This window comes from Terrabacter sp. 2RAF25, assembly GCF_052115265.1.
Classification (GTDB): domain Bacteria; phylum Actinomycetota; class Actinomycetes; order Actinomycetales; family Dermatophilaceae; genus Terrabacter.
The window spans coordinates 400,785-421,263 of sequence record NZ_JBFRGJ010000003.1; the positions used below are offsets into that span (position 1 = coordinate 400,785).

The following is a 20,479-nucleotide window of genomic DNA, read 5'->3' on the forward strand; positions in this document are numbered from 1 at the left end:
GGCCGTATGCCGTCCGGCGCGGCCTCGTGGGCGCGGCCGGACGGCATACGTGCTCGGGGGTCAGCCCATCTTGCAGGCGGGGTTGGCCTCGCCGTACGCCTCGGCCGCCGGGATGGTCTTCTCGATGTCCTCGTAGTCCCACTCCTCGGGAGCGGAGCTCTTGACCTTGGCCAGGTAGACGTCGTGGATGACGGCGTGGTCGGCCTTGCGGACCTCGCCGTTGCGCAGGAACACGTCGTTGATCTTCTTGCCCTCGAGCTTGCCGACGATCGCATCGGCGTCGTCGGTGCCCGCCTCCTGGACGGCCTCGAGGTAGTTCATCGCGGCCGAGTAGTTGGCAGCGTGGGCGAAGGACGGACGCGTGTTCGTCTTCTCCTTGAACCGGTCGGCCCACTTCTTGTTCTGGTCGTCGAAGTTCCAGTACCACGCGTCGGTGAACTGCGTGCCGGCGAACTGGTCGACACCGAGCGAGTGGATGTCGGTGATGAACATGAGGCCGACCGCCAGCTGCGCCTTGCCCTTGAGCGAGCTCTGGTTGAACTGCTTGACGAAGTTGATGAGGTCGCCGCCGGCGTGCATGGAGCCGATGACCTTGGGGCTGCCCTCACCGGCCTTGGTGATGAAGGTGGCGAAGTTGTCGCTCGGGAACGGCGAGGCGATCGACTGGCCCACGGTGCCACCGGCCGCCGCGACCTCCTTCGAGAAGGACTTGTTCATGTCCTGGCCGAAGGCGTAGTCGGGGTAGACGATGTTCCAGCTCGTGCCGCCCTCCTTCGTGATGGTGCCGGCCGTGCCGCGCGCGAGAATCGCGGTGTTGTACGCCCAGTGGAAGGTGTACTTGTTGCAGCTCTCGCCCGTGAGCTTCGTCGTGCCGGCGCCGATGTTGATGTAGAGCTTCTTCTTGTTCTTCGCCTGCGTGGCGACGGCGAGGGCCGCAGCCGAGTTCGGCACGTCGAGGATGATGTCGGCCTTCTGCCGGTCGTACATCTCCTGGGCCTTGGAGTTGGCGACGTCGGCCTTGTTCTGGTGGTCGGCCGTGACGATCTCGATGTCCTTCGCGACCGCCTTGTCGCCGTACTTGGCCTTGTAGTCCGCGATGGCGAGCTCGATGGCCGCCTTCGAGTTCGGCCCGGAGAGGTCCTTGTAGACGCCCGACTGGTCGTTGAGCAGGCCGATGACGATCTTGTCGTCGGTGAGCTTGCCCGCGCCGCCCGACTGCGGGCCGCCGGAGCCGCTGCCGCACGCGGCGAGCGCGAGGGAGGCAGTCGCCGCGATGGCGACGGTGCCCTGAACTGTCCTGCTACGCATGTCCCCTCCTGGGGTGTGACGAGATGTGACGTGGTTCGGTGACGTGGTTCGGTGACGTGGTTCGGTGACGTTGAGCGGTGACGCGGACGTCGATGACGTGCTTGGTGGACATGCCCGTGCGACCCGGGCGCGGGCCGGCCGGCGGCTACATCCCGAGATAGGTGAGCAGATCGCTCTCGCGAGCCCGGAAGTCGTCGTTGCTCAGGTGCTCGACGACCTTTCCCTGCGCCAGCAGGTAGTGCCGGTCGGCGACCGTCGAGGCGAACTTGACGTTCTGCTCGACGAGAAGCACGCCCACTCCCTGGCCCTTGATCTCGCGGATGATCTCGCCGATGCGCTGGACGATCACGGGGGCCAGGCCCTCGCTGGGCTCGTCGAGCAGCAGCAGTCGCGAGCCCATCCGCAGGACCCTGGCCATGGCGAGCATCTGCTGCTCGCCTCCCGACAGCTTCGTGCCGGGGAAGTCGCGTCGTTCGTGGAGCACCGGGAAGAACTCGTAGACCCGCTCGATCGGCCAGGCGTCGGCGTGGACGACAGGCGGCAGCAGCAGGTTCTCGGCGACGGTGAGGCTCGCGTAGATGCCGCGGTCGTCGGGCACCCAGCCGATGCCGGCCCGGGCTCGGGCGTCGGCCGACTTCTTCGCGAGGTCGGTGCCGTCGAGGGCGATGACGCCCTCCATCTGGCGGTGCAGTCCCATGACCGACCGCAGGAGCGTCGTCTTGCCGGCGCCGTTGCGACCGACGAGGGTGACGACCTCGCCGGGCGCGACGTCGATCGCGACGTCGGTGAGCACCCGCGCCTCACCGTACCACGCGGAGAGTCCGGAGACCTCGAGCATGCGCGAAGGCTGTTGTGCTGCAGAGGATCTCGCAGCCGGGTCGGCTTGCTCGGCGTTGCTGTCGGCCGCCGTGGTCGGCTCGGTGGTCGTCGTGTCGTCACTCATGGGTGGCTCCGAGGTAGGCCGTGATGACGCGCTCGTCGGCGCGCACCTGGTCGTAGGGGCCCTCCGCGAGGACCTGCCCCGACTGGAGCACGGTCACCTGGTCGGCCAGCGAGCCGACGACGTGCATGTTGTGGTCGACGAACACGACGGTGCGTCCGACGGAGAGCTGCTTGACGAGGGCGATCGTGCGGTCGACGTCCTCGATGCCCATACCTGCGGTGGGCTCGTCGAGCAGGAGCAGCTTTGGGTCGAGTGCCATGGCGATGGCGAGCTCGAGTGCCCGCTTCTGGCCGTACGCGAGCGACGAGGCGGGCGCGCCCGCGCGGTCGGCGAGGCCGACCTGCTCGAGCAGCTCCATGGCGCGGTCCTTGAAGATCGCCATCCGGGTGACCGAGCGCCACCACTGCTTGCCCATGCCGGTGGGGCTCGCGAGGGCGAGCTCGAGGTGCTCGCGCAGCGTCATCGCCTCGAAGAGGCTCGTGATCTGGAACGAACGGGCGATGCCGAGCGGGGCGATCTGCTCGGGGGCGCGGCCGGTGATGTCCTGGCCGTCGAACGTGACGCTGCCCGAGGTCGGGGTGAGGAAGCCGGTCAGCAGGTTGAACAGCGTCGTCTTGCCGGCACCGTTGGGCCCGACGAGGGCGTGGACGGTGCCGTGCGCGACCGTGAGGTCGACGTCCGAGACGGCCCGGAAGCCCCGGAACTCCTTGGTCAGGGCCCTGGTCTCGAGCAACGGGATACCCGTCAAGACCTGCACCTCCTCGTGCGTCGCGCTGCGTCAGCGGTGTCGACCGGGCGGCCGACGGCGTGAGTCCCCTGCGGCTCCGGATGGCAGAACCGGGAGACTTCGGGAAAGCCTAGGAGGACCGACTTCCGAAATGACGGTGGGGACCCACACACCTGCCCCGGTTCTGTGGTGTGGGCACACATGAGAGCGTGGGCACCTTGCGGGGGTGTGGTGGCCCTTCCGGGTCGGGAGTTAGGCAGTCGCCAGCGCCCTCCGGAGCGAACTCCTTGCCGGGACGGGCCCGCCATCACCACGCTCCGGCGCCGGGCCCCTCGCATCGGAGCCCGAGCTCACCGGCGAACAGCGGCGCTCGTGTGGCCCCAGATAACCGGCGTGTCTGCGAAGACGACGCGGTAGTCGCGGATGCTCGACGTCGAGTAGGTGAAGCTGTACCGACCATTGGACCCCGGGTAGACGTACTTCAAGCCGGTCCACGTCTTTGCCGTCGGTGCCTTGTACTGGAGGGTGCCCCGCACATTGACCCACGGCACGAACTTGTCGAGTGAGTAGGCGTAGCGAGCGGCGGAAACCGTCAAGGTGAGGCGGGTCCCCAACCGTGTGGCTGTCAGGCCGGACCAGCCACCGAGGCGAACGTCCATCGTTCGGGTGTTCTGCGTGCAGTCCGTGAAATCTGGGAGGAAGCACGATGACGGTCGCCAGGTCCATCGGCCCAGGGTCGCGAAGTCGTACACGTCGAGATAGGCGGTCCGAGCGTTGTTGAAGATCAGGATGTCCTCGAAGCCCCTGCTCGAGTAGGCGTCCCAGCTGGCGTACACCCCGGGTGCACAGTCACCGGCGAGGCTGACGACGGCGCTCTTGAAGGGGCTGGAGATGGTCCAACGCACCGGGGTGTTCACTGAACAGGAGCCCAACGCCTGGGCGGGAGTAACCGCGGTCGAGAACAGGGCGGCGGCACAAGCTGCACTGGCGACTATCGCCACGAAACGGCGGAGGATGGATGCAGACATTGCGGCACTTCCCTGGTTGCACGAGGTTCTGGCCTCTCGAGCGTAGGCACCACGAGTTCGGCCCCGCTCGTCCTTGCCACTTCACGGGCTGTCTGCTGCATCACGTGGCAAGCACGTCCCGGGCGGCGAGGGTCAGTCCGGTGAACCGGTCTCGAGGAGCCGGCGGAAGCCGTCCTCGTCGAGGATGTTGAGGCCGAGCTCCTCGGCCTTCGCTGCCTTGGACCCTGCGTTGGCGCCGATGACGACGAAGTCGGTCTTCTTCGACACCGAGCCCGACGCCTTGCCACCCCGGCTGATGATCGCCTCCTTGGTCTCGTCGCGCGAGAAGCCCTCGAGCGACCCGGTGACCACCACCGTGCGCCCCTCGAGGGTGCGCTCGACGGATGCGTCGACCTCGTCGGCCATGCGCACGCCGGCGTCGGCCCACTTGCGCACGATCTGCTGGTGCCAGTCGACCTCGAACCACGCGGTGACGGCCTCGGCGATGACGCCGCCGACGCCCTCGGCCTGCGCGAGCTCCTCGGTCGACGCCGCGCGGATGGCGTCCAAGGACCGGAAGTGGGTCGCGAGCGCCCTTGCCGCAGTGGGCCCGACGTGCCGGATCGACAACGCCACGAGAACCCGCCAGAGCGGCTGGGTCTTCGCCTTCTCCAGCTCGGCCAGCAGCTTCTCGCCGCCGGCGGAGAGCACCCTCCCGTCGACGACGCGGTCGTCGGGGTCGGTCTTCTTGGCCGCACGTGTGTAGAGCGGGACCTGCGCCAGCGTCTCGCGGGTGATGCCGTGGTCGCCGGCGTGCGGGCCGTCGGCGGCCGGCGCGAAGAGGTCGCCCTCGTCGGTGATGATGCCGGAGTCGAGCAGGGCGTTCGAGCCCTCCCACCCGAGGGCCTCGATGTCGAGGCCACTGCGGGAGGCGAGGGCGAAGACGCGCTCGCGCAGCTGGCTCGGGCACGACCGCGTGTTGGGACAGCGGATGTCCTTGTCACCCTCCTTCTCGGGGGCGAGGGTCGTGCCGCACGCAGGGCACTCGGTCGGCATGACAAAGGCACGCTCGCTGCCGTCGCGCAGGTCGACGACGGGCCCGACGATCTCGGGGACGACGTCACCGGCCTTGCGCAGCACGACGGTGTCGCCGATGAGCACGCCCTTGCGCTCGACCTCGTACGCGTTGTGCAGGGTCGCCTGCTCGACCGTCGAACCAGCCACGACCACGGGCTGCATGACGCCGTAGGGCGTGACGCGGCCGGTGCGCCCGACGTTCACCCGGATGTCGAGCAGCTTCGTGTTGACCTCTTCGGGTGGGTACTTGAACGCGATGGCCCACCGGGGCGCGCGCGAGGTCGCGCCGAGCTGGCGCTGCAGAGGCACCTCGTCGACCTTGACGACGATGCCGTCGATCTCGTGTGCCCGGTCGTGCCGGTGCTCGCCGTGGTAGGTGACGAACTCCTGCACGGCCGCGATGTCGTCGAGGACCCGCACCTCGTCGGACGTCGGAAGCCCCCAGCCGCGGAGCCGGTCGTAGGCCTCGCTCTGGCGCTCGATGTCGAACCCGCGGCGGGCGCCGATGCCGTGCACGAGCATGCGCAGCCGCCGGGTGGCGGTGACCTTGGGGTCCTTCTGCCGCAGCGAGCCCGCGGCCGCGTTGCGCGGGTTGGCAAACGGCGCCTTGCCCGCCTCGACGAGGCCGGCGTTGAGGTCGGCGAACGCCGCGGTCGGGAAGAACACCTCGCCACGGATCTCGACGAGGTCGGGCACGTCGTCACCGGAGAGCCGCTCGGGGATGCCGTCGATGGTGCGGACGTTGTTGGTGACGTCCTCGCCGGTGCGCCCGTCTCCACGCGTGAGGGCCCGCACGAGGCGACCCTTCTCGTAGAGCAGGTTGATCGCCAGCCCGTCGATCTTCAGCTCGGTGAGGAAGTGCGCACCAGTGCCGACCTCGCGCTCGACCCGCTCGGCCCAGGTCTGCAGCTCCTCGAAGGAGAACGCGTTGTCGAGGCTCAGCATCCGCTCGACGTGGTCGACGGTCTCGAAGCCCGTCGCGAACGACGCACCTCCGACGTTCTGCGTCGGGCTCTCCGGGGTGCGCAGCGACGGGTGCTCGTCCTCGATCGCGTTGAGCCGCCGGATGAGCCCGTCGTACTCGCCGTCGCTGATCGTCGGCGAATCCTTGACGTGGTAGGCGAACTGGGCCGCCGCAGCCTGCTCGGCGAGCTCGGCCCACTCCTGGTGGACCTCGGTCGGGACGTCGTCGGTGACGGGCGTTGGGCCGCTGGTCTCGCTCACGCGCCCATCCTGCCAGCCACCCCCGACGCAGCCCGGACCGTGAGCCTCGGCACGTCGTGAGGAAGGTCTGTTCACGACGCGACCGAGCAGTAACAATGAACCCGAGCCCGCGCCCACCCCCTGCGAAGGAGAAGAGATGACCAACCTCGCCGCCAACCTCGTCGCGACAGCCGGGCGCGTCCCCGACAAGGTCGGGATCAAGCTCGACCAGGCCGAGGTCAGCTGGTCGGCCCTCCACCGGGCGGCCGCGGCGGTGGCAGGTCAGCTCCGCGCAGCGGGACTCGAGCCGGGCGACCGCGTGTCGCTCATCCTGCCCAACGTGCCGGCATACCCCGTCACCTTCTACGGCACCCTGCTGGCCGGCGGCGTCGTCGTGCCGATGAACCCGCTCCTCAAGTCCGGCGAGATCCAGTACTTCTACGAGGACAGCGGCGCCAGGTTCAGCTTCGTGTGGCCCGACTTCGCCGAGGAGGCCGGCAAGGCCGCTGCCGAGACCGGCACCCGCCTCGTCGTCTGCGGTCCGATGGGCCCGGCCGACGGCCAGTTCGACGCATCCGAGACGGCGGCCGAGCCGGTGACGGAGCCGGTCGACCGCGCCGGCGACGACACGGCCGTGATCCTCTACACGAGCGGCACGACGGGCAAGCCCAAGGGTGCCGAGCTCACGCACTTCAACCTGCACCGCAATGCGGAGCGGTCGGCGAGCGACATCATGCAGATCACCGAGGACGACGTGATCATGGGCTGCCTGCCCCTCTTCCACGTCTTCGGGCTCACCTGCGGGCTCAACACCTCGGTCCAGCGCGGCGCCACCCTGACGCTCATCCCCCGGTTCGACCCCGCGAAGGCCATCGAGGTGCTGGGCCGCGACCACGTGACGATCTTCCAGGGCGTGCCGACCATGTATGCCGCGATCCTCAACCACCCGAACGCCGACCAGGCCGACACGAGCAGCCTGCGCACCTGCGCGTCCGGCGGCTCGGCCATGCCCGAGGCGGTCATGAAGGCGTTCGAGGCGAAGTTCGGCTGCCAGATCCTCGAGGGCTACGGACTCTCCGAGACCTCGCCGGTGGCCTCCTTCAACATGCCCGACAAGCCGACCAAGCCCGGCACCATCGGCCGTGCCATCCCCGGCTGCGAGATGAAGCTCGTCGACATCGAGGGCAACGACACCCCCGCAGGCGAGATCGGCGAGATCGCGATCCGTGGCGAGAACATCATGAAGGGCTACTGGAACCGACCCGAGGCCACCCAGGAGGCGATCCCCGACGGCTGGTTCCGCTCCGGCGACCTCGCGACCGTCGACGACGAGGGCTACTTCACGATCGTCGACCGCAAGAAGGACATGATCATCCGCGGCGGCCTCAACGTGTACCCCCGCGAGGTCGAGGAGGTGCTCTACACCCACCCCGACGTGCTCGAGGCGGCGGTCGTCGGCGTGCCCGACGACCTCATGGGCGAGGAGGTCGGCGCGGCCGTCGTCTTCCGGCCGGGCTCGAGCGCGACGCTCGACGACGTCCAGGCGTACGTCAAGGAGCGGCTGGCGGCGTACAAGTACCCCCGCCGTCTGTGGACGCTCGACGAGCTGCCCAAGGGCCCGACCGGCAAGATCCTGCGTCGCGAGGTGCGCCCGGTCGACGCGTCCTGAACCCTCGCCCCCGGCCGAAGGCATACCTGCGGGTTGTGAGTCGGGCGCGCCCTGCGTGGCGCGACACGCGGGAGTTTGGACGCGCCGTTCGTTTTGGAGTATCGGGTCGCCATCGGTGACACTGGAGCAGGGTCTATCGACGCGACGCACCACGCTCCGCCCTGGAGCGCCCGGCGTCGCGTCCGTGAAGGGTTTACAAAGCGTGAAGTCGAGCATCCGTACCGCCGCAGTCTCGGGGATGGCCGTCTTGGCCATGCTGGGCGTGACCGCCTGCAACGCAACCGCCACGGCCGAGAACGGCAAGCCCGCGAGCTCGTCGTCGACCGCATCCGGAAGCTCCGAGACGACCACGTCCACGCCCACGCCCACCACGGACCCGGTGGTCTACACGACCACCCCCGCGGCCGACGCGGCAGACGTCCCGGTCGACACCCGCGTCACGGTGTCCGCGCAGCAGGGCACCCTCAAGAAGGCGACGCTGTCCTACATGAGCAAGAAGGGCAACCGCGTCACGGTCGACGGCGCGCTCAAGGACGGCACGTGGACCGCCGGCGACCTGCTCGAGCCCGGCGTCAAGTACACCCTGGCCCTCGAGGCCGAGAACTCCGACGGCGGCACCGACGAGACCACCCGTACCTTCCGTACCGCCAACCTGACGCTCGACGACCAGGTCTACACCTCGGTGTCGCCGCGCGACGGCGGCACAGTCGGCATCGGCATGCCGGTCGTCATGCGCTTCGACCTTCCGGTCAAGGACAAGGCGAACTTCGAGAAGCACATGAAGGTCACCTCCTCGCCCGCCCAGGCCGGCTCCTGGTACTGGCTGTCGTCCCAGGAGGCCCACTGGCGGCCCAAGGCGTACTGGCAGCCCGGCACCAAGGTCCACGTCGAGGCGACGCTCAACGGCGTCTCCGCCGGCGGCGGCCGTTGGGGTGAGCAGTCGCGCACGTCCGACTTCACGATCGGCCGCTCCGTCATCGCCAAGGTCAACCTCCAGACGCACCAGATGGACGTCATCATCAACGGCAAGCTCGCGAGGCGCATCCCCGTCACGGGCGGCCGTCCCGGCTTCGTCACCCGCTCCGGCGTCAAGGTGATCATGGACAAGGTCACCAACATCACGATGCGTGCCGAGACCATCGGCCTCAAGAAGGGTGACACCGGCTACTACCCCGACACCCCCGTCAAGTTCGCCATGCGCGTCACGAACTCCGGTGAGTTCCTCCACACGGCCCCGTGGTCGGTCGCCGACCAGGGCCACCGCAACGTCAGCCACGGCTGCACCGGCATGAGCGACGCCAACGGCGCGTGGCTCTACGGCCAGACCCGCATCGGCGACGTCGTCGAGACGGTGGGCACGCCCCGCCCGATGACGATGGGCAACGGCTACGCCGACTGGAACCTCAGTTGGTCCAAGTGGACCTCGGGCTCGGCTCTCTGAGCTCGCCTCCCGGCACACTGCAGTCGGCGAAGGCCGGTCACCCTCGAGGTGACCGGCCTTCGCCGTCTGCACCGTCTGCCGAGCGATGGTGCCGTGACGTCGCAGTGCGCGCTCAGGCGACGCTGCGCTCGTCCAGCTCTCGGGCGGTTTCGACGGCGGCACGCTGGATCGTGCGGGCGAGGTCGGGCGCCGCGCCTGCCAGCCCGCAGGCGGGGGTCACCACGACGTCGACGAGGGAAGCCAGCGGCATCCCGATCTGTCGCCACGCGTCGACGAAGCGGTCGGCGAGCGCCTGCGGCCGGGTGACGCTGCCGTCTGTCGGGATCGCTCCCGCGTGCAGCCGTATGCCGTCCTCGACCGCCACGGCGACTCCCTCCCACCCCCGCGGTCGCAGCAGCGAGGTGTCCACCGAGAGCGCCGACGGGCCTGCCGCGCGCAGCAGGGGCAGCGGCGGCTCCGCGGCGCAGCAGTGCAGGACCGTCTCGCCGTCGTGCGCGGCCAGCACGGTCTTCAGCCCGGCCGCGGCCACCTGCGGGTCGAGACTCGGCAGCCGGCCGAAGCCCGACGAGGTCGGCAACCTGCCGGCGAGGATGGTCGGAAGCGACGGCTCGTCGACCTGGAGCACGATCTCGGCGTCGGGCACGAGCCGCCGCACGGCGCGCACGTGCTCGCGGATGCCCTCGGCGAGCGACTCGACCAGGTCGCGGCTCGCGCCCTCGTCGACGACCATCCGCTCACCCCTGCTGAGCCAGACGTTCGCGGCGAGCGTCCACGGCCCGACGACCTGCAGCTTGAGGCGGCCGTTGTGGCCGTCGAAGGCCTCGGCGAGCTCGTCCAGGTCCTCGCGCAGCAGGGCTGCGGTGCGCGTCGCGTCACGCCCCGGGCGGTCGACGAGCCGCCAACCCACCGGCTGGAGGTCGACCGGCATCTCGACGAGCAGACCCGCCGTGCGGCCGATCATGTCGGCTCCGGGGCCGCGGGCCGGCAGCTCGGGCAGGTAGGGCAGGTGCCCGTCGAGGATCTCGCGCACCTGCGCGAGCGCGTCACGCACGGAGGTTCCGGGCCAGGAGCCGATGCCGGTTGCCAAGGTCACCGCGCCAGCCTAGGGGCCAGCGGCGAGAACGCTCGCAGTGGGCGGGCCGCGCCGGGTCCCGTCTACGCTGGCGCGATGCCGACCGCACGTCGTGACTTCGCCGGACCCGACGACCTGCGGGCCATGCAGGCCATGGCGTCGCGGCAGTGGTCCCCCACGAGCCGCTTCCACCCCGGCCAGCTGGCGTGGAGCCGCTACTACCGTCCGGTCGACCCCGACCTGCTCGACGAGGGCGAGTCCATCGCCGTCTGGGCCGACGAGGGGCAGGTCGTGGGGTTCGGCTGGGCCGAGGCGCCCGACTGGCTGGAGCTGCAGGTGGCACCCGACCGGCCCGACGTCGCCGAGGAGCTCGTCGAGTGGTTCGAGGAGATCAGCGACGCAGACACCCAGTCGGCACTCGTCATGGAGCACGACGTCGCCGAACCGGCCCTGGCCGCAGCGGGTTTCGTGGCTCAGCCCGATGTCCCGTGGTTCACGCACCACACCCTGGCCCTCGCCGACCTCACCTCCGTTGGTCCCGTGGACGGCTACCGCTTCCGGCACGTCGAGCCGCACGAGGCCCGCGAGCGCGCCGCCGTGCACGCGGCGGCATGGTCGGACTTCGGACCGTCGAAGGTCGACGAGGGCGCCTACCGACAGCTGATGACCGCGTGGCCCTACCGGCACGACCTCGACTGGGTGGCCGTCGACGACCAGGGCCGCATGGTGGCGTCCGTGATCGTCTGGCTCGACGAGGCGACTGGGGTCGGGCTCGTCGAGCCGGTCGGCTGCGTGCCCGAGCACCGCGGTCGTGGCCTCGCGGGCGCCGTGACCGTCGCCGCACTGCTCCACCTCCGTGCGGTCGGTGGGTCGCACGCACAGGTCAGCCCCCGTGGAGACGACGACTACCCCGGCCCGCAGCGCCTCTACCGGTCGCTCGGCTTCCGACCGACGGCCCGCACCGTCACCTGGACGCGGTCCCTCGAGTGACGAGGCGTGGTCGAGCTCAGGCGACGGGCGTGCGCTCGAGACTCGCGGCCGCGATCGTCGCCGAGCCCACGACCCGCGTGCGGTCGTAGAGGACGACCGACTGCCCCGGGGCGACACCGCGGACGCGCTCGTCGAGCCGCACGTGGACCCTCTCGCCCTCGGCCCACGCCCGTGCGGCGTACTCCGCGCCGTGCGCGCGCACCTGCGCACCCACGGAGACGACGCCCTCGGGCGCCGGGCCGCACCAGCGAGCGTGGTCGGCGGTCAGCGCGTTGACGCCGAGCAGGTCGGCCGTGCCGACGACCACCTGGTTGGTGTCGGGGCGCACCTCGACGACGTAGCGGGGCTGCCCGTCGGGCGCCGGCCTGGACAGCCCGAGGCCCCGACGCTGACCGACGGTGTAGGCGAACGCACCGTCGTGGCTTCCGACGACGGCACCCTCGGTGTCGACGATGTCGCCCGGGGCCGCTCCGAGCTCGCGGCCCAGCCAGCCGCGGGTGTCGCCGTCGGCGATGAAGCAGATGTCGTGGCTGTCGGGCTTGGCCGCGACGTAGAACCCCCGCTCGGCCGCCTCACGGCGGATCTGTGGCTTCGTCGTGTCGCCGAGCGGGAAGAACGAGCGGGCGAGCTGGTCGGCGTCGAGCACGCCGAGCACGTAGCTCTGGTCCTTGGCGGGGTCGACGGCCCGATGCAGCTCCCGGCGCACGGCGCCATCGGGCTCGCGTGCCTCCACGACCTGGGCGTAGTGACCGGTCGCGACCGCGTCGAAACCCAAGGCGACCGCCTTGTCGAGCAGGGCGGCGAACTTGATCTTCTCGTTGCACCGCAGGCACGGGTTGGGGGTGCGGCCCGCGGCGTACTCGGTCCTGAAGTCGTCGACGACGTCGCGCTTGAAGCGCGCCGCCATGTCCCACACGTAGAACGGGATGCCAAGCACGTCGGCGACCCGGCGAGCGTCGCCGGCGTCCTCGATGGTGCAGCAGCCGCGCGCCGACTCTCGCAGGGTCGCGGCGCTCTGGGACAGCGCGAGGTGCACCCCGACGACCTCGTGCCCGGCGTCGAGCATCCGGGCGGCGGCGACGGCCGAGTCGACGCCGCCGCTCATCGCTGCGACGACCCTCACGACGCCGTCGCCTCCCTGGCGCGACGCGCACGCTCGATGGCGGCGGGCAGCGCCTCGACGAAGGCGTCGACGTCGGCCTGGCCGGACGTGTGGCCCAGGGTCACCCGCAGGGCGCCTCGGGCGTCGGTCTCGGGCACACCCATGGCCAGCAGGACGTGGCTCGGCTGGGGCACGCCGGCCTGGCAGGCCGAGCCGGTCGAGCACGAGACGCCGGCCGCGTCGAGCAGGTAGAGCAGGGAGTCGCCGTCACAGCCCGGCACGAGCAGGTGTGCGTTGCCGGGTAGACGCGACGTGCTGTCACCCGGGGTCCAGGCGCCGGTCGGGCGGATGTCGGGTGAGAGCGCCATGGCGCGCTGGATGAGGTCGTCGCGCAGGGCGACGAGCCGGGCCGACTCGGACTCGATGGCGGCAGTGGCCTCGACCAGTGCGGTCGCGAAGCCGACGACGGCCGGGGTGTCGAGCGTGCCGGAGCGGACCTGGCGCTCCTGGCCGCCGCCGTGGCTGAGCGGCACGAGTGTGGCGTCGCGCCTGACGACCAGGGCACCCACGCCGATCGGGCCGCCCAGCTTGTGGGCGGTCACCGACATGAGATCGGCACCGCTGGCGGCGAAGTCGACGGGCAGGTGCCCGACGGCCTGGACCGCATCGGTGTGGAACGGGATGCCGAACTCGTGCGCGACCTCGGCGATGGCCCGGACGTCCTGCACCGTGCCGACCTCGTTGTTGGCCCACATGACCGACACGAGCGCGACCGACGCCGGGTCGGCCTCGATGGCCGCACGCACCGTGGACGGCTCGACGACGCCCTCCGCGGTGCACTCGAGCCAGGTGACCTTCGCTCCTTCGTGCGCGACGAGGAAGTCGACGCAGTCGAGCACCGCATGGTGCTCGGTGACCCCGACGAGCAGCCGCACCCGCGCCGGGTCACGGTCGCGTCGGGCCCAGAAGGTGCCCTTGACAGCGAGGTTGTCGGACTCGGTGCCACCGGACGTGAAGACGATCTCCGACGGACGCGCGCCCAGGCAGCGGGCGATCTTCTCGCGGGACTCCTCGACGGCGCGGCGGGCCGCCCGACCGGTGCGGTGCAGCGACGACGCGTTGCCCACGATGCCGAGCTGCTGGGTCATCGCCGTGATGGCGGCGGGCAGCATCGGCGTGGTCGCCGCATGGTCGAGGTAGGCAGTCACCCATCGATTCTAGGACGGCCTCGCCGATCCCCTGACCGGCCGGCGAGACCACTACCGGCGCGTAACCTCCGCGCGCTCCGCCTCGTTGGCCCTGCACGTCGCCGTCCTCCACTGCAGCAGGGCGGCCCTGCAGAGAGGCAACTCATGCGCTCCACCCCATCTCGTCGTCTCCGTCTCGGAGCCGTGACCCTGGCGGCGGCCGCCGCACTGGCCTCGGGCACCGTCGCAGCGGCGTCCCCCGCTCCCCAGTCCGGGCCCGCCGCCGGCCTCGGCCTGCTCGGCCCGGCCTCGGCCAAGGCACCCCTCTCGCCATGGCTCTCGGCGCACTGGACGACGCTGTCCGCGGTCGCCCCGACGACGGTCCTGGTCCACGCCAGCGACGTCGCCACCGCACGCCAGGCCGCGACGGCATCCGGCCTCGTGGTGCGCGAGAGCTTCGACAAGATCGGCGTCGTCGTCGCTGCGGGCCTCCCCCGGCAGATCGACGCGGTGCGTTCGCGGGCCGGCGTCAGCTACGTCGAGGGCAATGCCCCCATCGACATGTTCCTCTCGACCTCCAACACGGCGACGCGCGGCTCCGAGGCCCGGGCCACGCTCACGGGCGCCAACGGCAAGGCCCTCGACGGTTCAGGCGTCAGCGTCGCCGTCATCGACTCCGGCGTCGACCCGACACACCCGTTCCTCCAGAACGCCGACGGCACGTCGGCCGTCGTGAAGAACCTCAAGATGGTCTGCGACCCGCTCGAGCTGCTCCCCTGCCAGCCCGTCGACGCCGGCAGCCTCAACACCGACCTGCTCGCGGCGGGCGGCCATGGCATGCACGTCTCGGGCATCGTCGCCGGTCGTGACGTGACCCTCTCCGACGGCACGAAGATGCACGGTGCGGCCCCCGGCGCGAGCATCGTGAGCCTCGGCACCGGCGCCGTCCTGTTCATCGTGGGCGCGGACTCCGCCCTCAACTGGGTGCTCGAGAACCACGCTGCACCGTGCGGCGCCGGCGTCCCGGCCAGCACCTGCCCGCCCATCAAGGTCACGAGCAACTCCTACGGTCCCACCGGCGGTGGCGAGTTCGACCCCAGCTCGGCGACCGTCAAGCTCCAGCGCGAGCTCGTCAAGGAGGGCGTCGTCAGCGTCTGGGCCAACGGCAACGACGGCGGCGACGGGTCGGCCAACTTGTCGAACCCGCCCGGCCAGGACCCGACCGGCGGCATCATCTCCGTCGCGTCCTACAACGACCAGGACACCGGCACCCGCAACGGCACCGTCAGCGACTTCAGCTCGCGAGGCCGCTCCGGCCAGTTCGCCACCTACCCCGACATCTCGGCGCCGGGTGAAGGCATCACGAGCTCGTGCCGCATCTACCTGCCGATCTGCACGACCGGCGGCGACCCGCGCAACAACGGCGACTACAACACGATCAGCGGCACCTCGATGGCCACACCGCACATCTCGGGCATCGTCGCGCAGCTGTTCCAGGCGAACCCGAACGCCACCCCGGCCCAGGTGGAGGCCGCCATCAAGGCGACCGCGTACAAGTACGCCGACGGCGCCGCCTACGTCAGCGACCCGGGCGGCAACGGCACGACGTCGTTCGACAAGGGCCACGGCCTCGTCGACGTCGTGGCGGCCGCGGCAGCCGTCCGCTGAGCGACGGGCGGCCCGGCTGAGGACCTGACGCACGTCTGACCCGCGAGACCCCACCCATGGGGCCGATCGACCTATGATCGGCCCCATGGGTGACGCGCACGTGGGCACCGGGCGCAGCCGCCTGCGCGCCCCTGCCGCGCATCGGGCCGTCTCGGCCCTCGCCTCGCCGGTCATCGGCTACTTCGTGGCACGGCTGGTGCTGCACCTCCTGCCCGGCGTCCCCAGTGCAGCCGTGTATGCCGTCTGCCTCGCCCTCGCGCTCGCCCTCGGCTGGCGCGCGTGGTCGGCCCGCATCGAGCTCGGGCCGACCAGCCTGCGGGTGCACAACACCCTGGCCTCGACCACGGCCGCACGCCGCGACGTCCGGCGCGTCTCGGCGGGAGGCCGACTCGAGTGGAACCGCGGCGGTGGACGCCCGGTGCGCCTGCCGTCGGAGGCCCTCCGGGGCGCCTGGTGGACGCTCGGCACCGGCAGGGCGGCATACGTCCTCAACCGGCAGCGGCTCGAGAGCTGGGCACGCGTCGGGCGCAACGACCTCGGCGCCGAGTCGCCGGTCGACTCTCATGTCGACCCGGACCTCGACCCGGCCTGAATTTCGCTCCGCCCCCGAACGCACGACTGAGGCCCCCGACTTCGTGGTCGGGGGCCGCAGTCACGTGCGTGGGCCGGCGCTCAGTCCTTCGTGGCCTTGATCGCCTCGGTGGCCTGGGGCAGCACGTTGAACAGGTCGCCCACGACGCCGAAGTCGACGAGCTCGAAGATCGGGGCCTCGTTGTCCTTGTTGACGGCCACGATCGTCTTGGAGGTCTGCATGCCGGCCCGGTGCTGGATCGCGCCGGAGATGCCGCACGCGACGTAGAGCTGCGGGCTGACCTGCTTGCCGGTCTGGCCGACCTGGCTGGTGTGCGGGTACCAGCCGGCGTCGACAGCCGCGCGGCTCGCGCCCACGGCGGCGCCGAGGCTGTCGGCGAAGTCCTCGACCTTCGAGAAGTCACCGCCGGTGCCACGACCACCGGAGACGACGATGGCCGCCTCGGTGAGCTCGGGACGCCCGGTGGCCTGCTTCGGCTTGGACTCGGTGATCTTCGCGCCCTTGGCTGCGTCGGACGGGGTGAAGTCGACGACCTCGTCGGCAGCCGCACCCGCGACCTCCTCGGGGGTGGCCGAGTTCGGCTTGACGGCGACGATGGGCGTGCCCTTCGTGACCGTGGCGGCGACCGTGTAGGAGCCGGCGAAGACCGACTGGGTCGTGGCCACGCCACCGTCGGCAGCCTGGACGTCGACGGCGTCGGTGATCAGGCCCGACTCCGTCTTGACGGCGAGGCGGGCGGCGATCTCCTTGCCCTCCGGCGATGCCGGCACGAGCACGGCGGCCGGGGACGTCGAGGCGACGAGCTGCGCGAGCAGCTCGGCCTGCGGCACCACGAGGTGCTCGAGCACCTCGGGCGACTCGACGCGGTAGACCTTCTCGGCGCCGAAGCGGGCGAGCGACTCCTTCGCGGCGTCGAAGCCGGCACCGACGAACACGGCCGACGGCTCGCCGAGGCGGCGGGCGATCGTCAGCAGCTCGGCGGTGGTCTTGCGGACCTTGCCCTCGACGTGGTCGACGAGCACGAGTACTTCAGCCATGGTGTGGATCTCCTTTGCTGGCTGGGAAAGTCAGTGACGGGTCAGCGGAGCGCGGCAGCTCAGACGAACTTGCGCTCGGACAGGAAGGCGGCGAGCTTGCTGCCACCGTCACCCTCGTCGGTGACGATCTCGCCCTGCGTGCGCGGCGGGCGGGCGTCGAACGAGGCGACCTTCGTCCAGGCGGCGTCGAGGCCCACCTGACCGGCGTCGACGCCGAGATCGGCCAGGGCCCACTGCTCGACCGGCTTCTTCTTCGCGGCCATGATCCCCTTGAACGAGGGGTAGCGCGGCTCGTTGATCTGGTCGGTCACCGACACCAGCGCCGGCAGCGTGGCCGTGATCGTCTGGGTCGAGGCGTCACCGTCACGGCGGATGGTGGCGCTGCCACCGTCGACGGTCAGCTCCGACGCGAAGGTCACCGCCGGCAGGCCGAGGCGCTCGGCGAGCATCGTCGGGACGACCCCCATCGTGCCGTCGGTGCTGGCCATGCCGGTGATGACGAGGTCGACGTCACCGAGCTTCTTGATCGCCTCGGCGAGCACGAGCGAGGTCGCGACGGCGTCGGAGCCGTGGATCGCTGCGTCGTTGACGTGGACACCCTTGTCGGCGCCCATCTGCAGCGCCTTCTTGATGGCGTCGGCAGCCTGGTCGGGACCGACGGTCAGGACCGTGACCTCGCCCTCGCCGGCCTCGACGATCTTCAGGGCCTCCTCGACCGCGTACTCGTCGAGCTCGGACAGCAGGCCGTCGACGTTCTCGCGGTCGGTCGTGTTGTCAGATGCGTTGAACGTGCGCTCGGCCTGGGCGTCCGGCACGTACTTGACACAGACGACGATGTTCATGGGTGAACGTCCTCTTCCGTTTGCGGATGGTGGTGCTCATGGAGCTGCCGGAGGTCGCTCCGGCACTGCCAGCCATCCTCTCACCGAGCCCCCGCACAGTCCGCACGCCGCAGGCGTGACGCTCACCACCAGCCGTCCACCGCGCCGGACCATGCGGTTGTCCGGCGCGCGTCCGGCCCGGAGGATGTCCGGCATGTCACACGACGTCACCGCCCGCGCGCCCTTCGACCGAGCCGACGCACACGGACCGCGTCGCGTGGCGCTCGTCACGGGCGTCGGCCGCCGCGACGGACCGGCTCGGACCGGTCACCGGGCTGGTCATGTCGCACTGCGAGTCGGTGGGCAGCTCGGTGCTCACGACCTCCCTCGAGTCGTGGCAGCGGCACTTCGATGTCAACGCCCGCGCGGCGTGGCTGCTCATCCGGGCCGTGGCCGGGCGCCTGCCGGTGCTCGAGGCCCCGGCACCGCCGGTGGCACGCATCGTCGCGCTCACGAGCGACCACACGGCGAACAACCTGCCCTACGCCGCGAGCAAGGGCGCCCTCGACCGCATCGTCATCGCGTCGGCGGTCGAGCTCGCCGATCGCGGCGTGCGGGCCAACGTGGTCAACCCGGGACCGATCGACACGGGCTGGATGACCGACGACATCCGGGCGACGGGGGTCGCGGCCACCCCGGCGGGTCGTCTCGGCACGGGCCGCGACACCGCCGACCTCGTCCGGTTCCTCTTCTCGGACGCCGGCAGCTGGGTCAACGCCCAGCTGCTGCACAGCAGCGGGGGGTTCCACACGTCCTGACCCGCGGCGCCCCCGCACCAGAACCGCGCCACGGCGCACTTTCGGGCACGCGTCCGCCGACCCCCGCACCAGAACCGCGCCACGGCGCACTTTCGTGCACGCCTACGCCGACCCCCCGCTCCGGAACTGCGCCACGGCGCACCTCGGGTGCGCGGTCAGGCGGGGTCGACGAAAGCCGTCTCGATGACGTGGAAGGCGGGCTCCTCGTACGGGTGCGCGGCGCGCAGGGCCGCCACGACAGCGCCGCGCAACGACCGGTCGAGCACCACCTCGACGCGGTCCTCGGCGAGCCGCTCGAGGTCGCCGACCGAGCCGATGGACGGCGTGGCCCCGGCCAGCGGGCGGAACTGTCCGGTGCCGCGGGCCACGAACGCGCACTCGCGGTAGTCGCCGATCGCACCGGCGCCGGCGGCGTGCACCGCCGCGAGGACGCCCTCGGTCGACTCGACGGGCGAGTAGAACACGAGGACGTCCAGCGGTGGTGTCATCGACCCTCGAACTGCGCCTTGCCCGGACCGTGCTCGACGAACGAGCTCATGCCGATCTCGCGGTCCTTCGTGGCGAACAGTGAGGCGAAGAGCATCCGCTCGATCTCGAGACCGCTCTCGAGATCGACCTCGAGACCGCGGTCGATGGCCTCCTTGGCGGCGCGGACGGCATACGAGGCGGCTCCGACGAACGAGCCGGCCCACTCGCGGGCGGCCGTGTAGACGTCGGCCGCGGGGACCACCTTGTCGGCGAGCCCGATCGCGAGCGCCTCCTGGGCGTCGACGAAGCGGCCGCTGAAGATGATCTCCTTGGCGCGCGAGGCGCCGACGAGACGCGAGAGGCGCTGCGTGCCGCCGGCCCCCGGGATGATGCCCAGCAGGATCTCGGGCTGGCCGAGCTTGGCGTCGTCGGCGACGAGGCGGAAGTCGCAGGCGAGGGCGAGCTCGCAGCCGCCCCCGAGGGCATAGCCCGTGATGGCCGCGATGACCGGCTTCGGGATGCGCGCCACCGACGTGATCGAGCTCATGAGCGGGGCTGAGCGCTCGACCATGTCGGTGTACGACATCGTCTGCATCTCCTTGATGTCGGCACCTGCGGCGAAGACGCGCTCGCCGCCGTAGACGATGACGGCCTTGACGTCGGTGCGCGACGTCGCCTCGGCGGCGGCCTCGCGGATCTCCTCCTGGACCTGGACGTTGAGCGCGTTCATCTTCGGCCGGTCGAGGCGGATCGTGCCGACTCCGTCCTCGACCTCGAGCCGGACGAACTCGCCCATCAGGCGGTCGGGCCGGCGGGCGCGTCGTCGACGGGCAGCCAGGACTGGAAGAAGAAGCCGACGCTCTGGAGGATGTGGTTCACCGAGAGCGGCACGAGGATCTCGAGGTCGGCGTTCGGCGTGATGACGTGCTCCGCGGAGACGACGAGGCTCTCCTGCACGAGCGAGAGCTTGACGATGTTGAGCTGCATCGTGAGGTCGTTGCAGCGGGCGATGCGCTCGTTGCGGTCGGGCGAGACGGGCTCGGCGAGCTGCCACTGGCCGAAGAAGCGGACCAGCGCGAGGTCACCCTCGGCCACTCGGGCGAAAAGCGTCGTGCTGGCGCCCTCGTCGTCGACGATGGCGAACTCGAGGTCACCGTCACCGTCGATGGACGCCTCGATGCCGAGACCCTTCAGCACCTCGAGGATGCGGTCGCGCACGGGGGCGTCGCTGGTGGGGGCCTGCGGGCCGCCGTCGGGCCCGGCGTCGGGGGCGCTCGGCATGAAGTTGGGCAGCGAAGTCGGATCGGTCATGCGCCAACCGTAACGAGACGTCGCGGCGAGGTCGATCC

The 20,479-nt window shown here is 70.8% G+C and carries 20 protein-coding genes; 6 read left to right on the forward strand and 14 right to left on the reverse strand.

The features are described 5' to 3' along the window. Positions 1 to 60: 60 nt before the first annotated feature. The 5 genes from AB4091_RS10835 to ligA all read right to left on the reverse strand — a co-directional run bounded on the left by AB4091_RS10835 (position 61) and on the right by ligA (position 6,286). Positions 61 to 1,308, reverse strand: a complete 1,248-nt coding sequence (locus AB4091_RS10835) for an ABC transporter substrate-binding protein (protein WP_442291752.1) — start codon at positions 1,306 to 1,308, stop codon at positions 61 to 63. 145 nt (positions 1,309 to 1,453) lie between these two features. Beyond that, positions 1,454 to 2,251, reverse strand: coding sequence for an ABC transporter ATP-binding protein (locus AB4091_RS10840; protein WP_442291753.1), 798 nt, complete (start codon positions 2,249 to 2,251; stop codon positions 1,454 to 1,456). Beyond that, a complete protein-coding gene (locus tag AB4091_RS10845; RefSeq protein ID WP_442291754.1) occupies positions 2,244 to 2,999 on the reverse strand; it encodes an ABC transporter ATP-binding protein in 756 nt (251 codons plus the stop codon). The genes AB4091_RS10840 and AB4091_RS10845 overlap by 8 nt, the downstream gene beginning before the upstream one ends. A 329-nt stretch (positions 3,000 to 3,328) precedes the next feature. Then, positions 3,329 to 3,883, reverse strand: coding sequence for a hypothetical protein (locus tag AB4091_RS10850; protein WP_442291755.1), 555 nt, complete (start codon positions 3,881 to 3,883; stop codon positions 3,329 to 3,331). A 255-nt stretch (positions 3,884 to 4,138) separates the two neighbouring features. Continuing rightward, a complete protein-coding gene (gene ligA, locus AB4091_RS10855) occupies positions 4,139 to 6,286 on the reverse strand; it encodes an NAD-dependent DNA ligase LigA (protein WP_442291756.1) in 2,148 nt (715 codons plus the stop codon). A gap of 136 nt (positions 6,287 to 6,422) precedes the next feature. Between ligA and AB4091_RS10860 the strand changes: the two genes are divergently transcribed. Beyond that, positions 6,423 to 7,934, forward strand: coding sequence for a long-chain-fatty-acid--CoA ligase (locus AB4091_RS10860; RefSeq protein ID WP_442291757.1), 1,512 nt, complete (start codon positions 6,423 to 6,425; stop codon positions 7,932 to 7,934). Between the two features lie 202 nt (positions 7,935 to 8,136). Further along, a complete protein-coding gene (locus AB4091_RS10865) occupies positions 8,137 to 9,375 on the forward strand; it encodes an Ig-like domain-containing protein (RefSeq protein ID WP_442291758.1) in 1,239 nt (412 codons plus the stop codon). A gap of 112 nt (positions 9,376 to 9,487) precedes the next feature. On the opposite strand, the gene AB4091_RS10870 is transcribed toward AB4091_RS10865, so the two are convergent. Continuing rightward, complete coding sequence (locus AB4091_RS10870; RefSeq protein ID WP_442291759.1) at positions 9,488 to 10,468, reverse strand: methionine synthase; 981 nt, start codon at positions 10,466 to 10,468, stop codon at positions 9,488 to 9,490. Positions 10,469 to 10,543: 75 nt separating this feature from the next. Here AB4091_RS10870 and AB4091_RS10875 point away from each other — a divergent pair, with 75 nt between their 5' ends. Next, positions 10,544 to 11,437: a GNAT family N-acetyltransferase gene (locus AB4091_RS10875; protein ID WP_442291760.1), complete on the forward strand. Its 894-nt coding sequence runs from the start codon at positions 10,544 to 10,546 to the stop codon at positions 11,435 to 11,437. Positions 11,438 to 11,453: 16 nt separating this feature from the next. Here AB4091_RS10875 and mnmA read toward each other — a convergent pair whose 3' ends face one another. Together mnmA and AB4091_RS10885 are read right to left on the reverse strand one after the other, a co-directional pair. Further along, positions 11,454 to 12,560: a tRNA 2-thiouridine(34) synthase MnmA gene (gene mnmA, locus AB4091_RS10880; protein ID WP_442291761.1), complete on the reverse strand. Its 1,107-nt coding sequence runs from the start codon at positions 12,558 to 12,560 to the stop codon at positions 11,454 to 11,456. Continuing rightward, positions 12,557 to 13,747 carry a cysteine desulfurase family protein gene (locus AB4091_RS10885; protein ID WP_442291762.1) on the reverse strand — a complete coding sequence of 397 codons (1,191 nt, stop codon included), beginning with the start codon at positions 13,745 to 13,747 and terminating at the stop codon, positions 12,557 to 12,559. The genes mnmA and AB4091_RS10885 overlap by 4 nt, the downstream gene beginning before the upstream one ends. 144 nt (positions 13,748 to 13,891) lie before the next feature. On the opposite strand from AB4091_RS10885, the gene AB4091_RS10890 reads away from it, so the two are divergent. Continuing rightward, positions 13,892 to 15,394 (forward strand): S8 family serine peptidase, encoded by a 1,503-nt coding sequence (locus tag AB4091_RS10890; protein WP_442291763.1) that lies wholly within the window; start codon positions 13,892 to 13,894, stop codon positions 15,392 to 15,394. 85 nt (positions 15,395 to 15,479) lie between these two features. Next, on the forward strand, positions 15,480 to 15,986 hold the full coding sequence (locus tag AB4091_RS10895; protein WP_442291764.1) for a hypothetical protein: 507 nt from the start codon (positions 15,480 to 15,482) through the stop codon (positions 15,984 to 15,986). Between the two features lie 80 nt (positions 15,987 to 16,066). Here AB4091_RS10895 and AB4091_RS10900 read toward each other — a convergent pair whose 3' ends face one another. From AB4091_RS10900 to AB4091_RS10910, 3 genes are all read right to left on the reverse strand, one after another. Next, positions 16,067 to 17,023, reverse strand: a complete 957-nt coding sequence (locus AB4091_RS10900; RefSeq protein ID WP_442291765.1) for an electron transfer flavoprotein subunit alpha/FixB family protein — start codon at positions 17,021 to 17,023, stop codon at positions 16,067 to 16,069. A 59-nt stretch (positions 17,024 to 17,082) separates the two neighbouring features. Then, entirely contained in the window at positions 17,083 to 17,865 is a 783-nt protein-coding gene (locus tag AB4091_RS10905; RefSeq protein ID WP_442291766.1) for an electron transfer flavoprotein subunit beta/FixA family protein, read from the reverse strand. Between the two features lie 196 nt (positions 17,866 to 18,061). Beyond that, entirely contained in the window at positions 18,062 to 18,223 is a 162-nt protein-coding gene (locus AB4091_RS10910; protein WP_442291949.1) for a hypothetical protein, read from the reverse strand. Here AB4091_RS10910 and AB4091_RS10915 point away from each other — a divergent pair. After that, complete coding sequence (locus AB4091_RS10915) at positions 18,186 to 18,662, forward strand: SDR family oxidoreductase (protein ID WP_442291767.1); 477 nt, start codon at positions 18,186 to 18,188, stop codon at positions 18,660 to 18,662. The genes AB4091_RS10910 and AB4091_RS10915 overlap by 38 nt on opposite strands. Before the next feature lie 155 nt (positions 18,663 to 18,817). Here the strand turns inward: AB4091_RS10915 and AB4091_RS10920 are convergent, their stop codons facing one another. The 3 genes from AB4091_RS10920 to AB4091_RS10930 are packed head-to-tail and all read right to left on the reverse strand — an operon-like array spanning position 18,818 to position 20,441. Beyond that, positions 18,818 to 19,150 carry a hypothetical protein gene (locus tag AB4091_RS10920; RefSeq protein ID WP_442291768.1) on the reverse strand — a complete coding sequence of 111 codons (333 nt, stop codon included), beginning with the start codon at positions 19,148 to 19,150 and terminating at the stop codon, positions 18,818 to 18,820. Further along, entirely contained in the window at positions 19,147 to 19,926 is a 780-nt protein-coding gene (locus tag AB4091_RS10925; RefSeq protein WP_442291769.1) for an enoyl-CoA hydratase/isomerase family protein, read from the reverse strand. Before AB4091_RS10925 ends, AB4091_RS10920 begins: the two co-directional genes overlap by 4 nt. Then, complete coding sequence (locus AB4091_RS10930) at positions 19,926 to 20,441, reverse strand: hypothetical protein (protein ID WP_442291770.1); 516 nt, start codon at positions 20,439 to 20,441, stop codon at positions 19,926 to 19,928. The genes AB4091_RS10925 and AB4091_RS10930 overlap by 1 nt, the downstream gene beginning before the upstream one ends. Positions 20,442 to 20,479 lie beyond the last annotated feature (38 nt).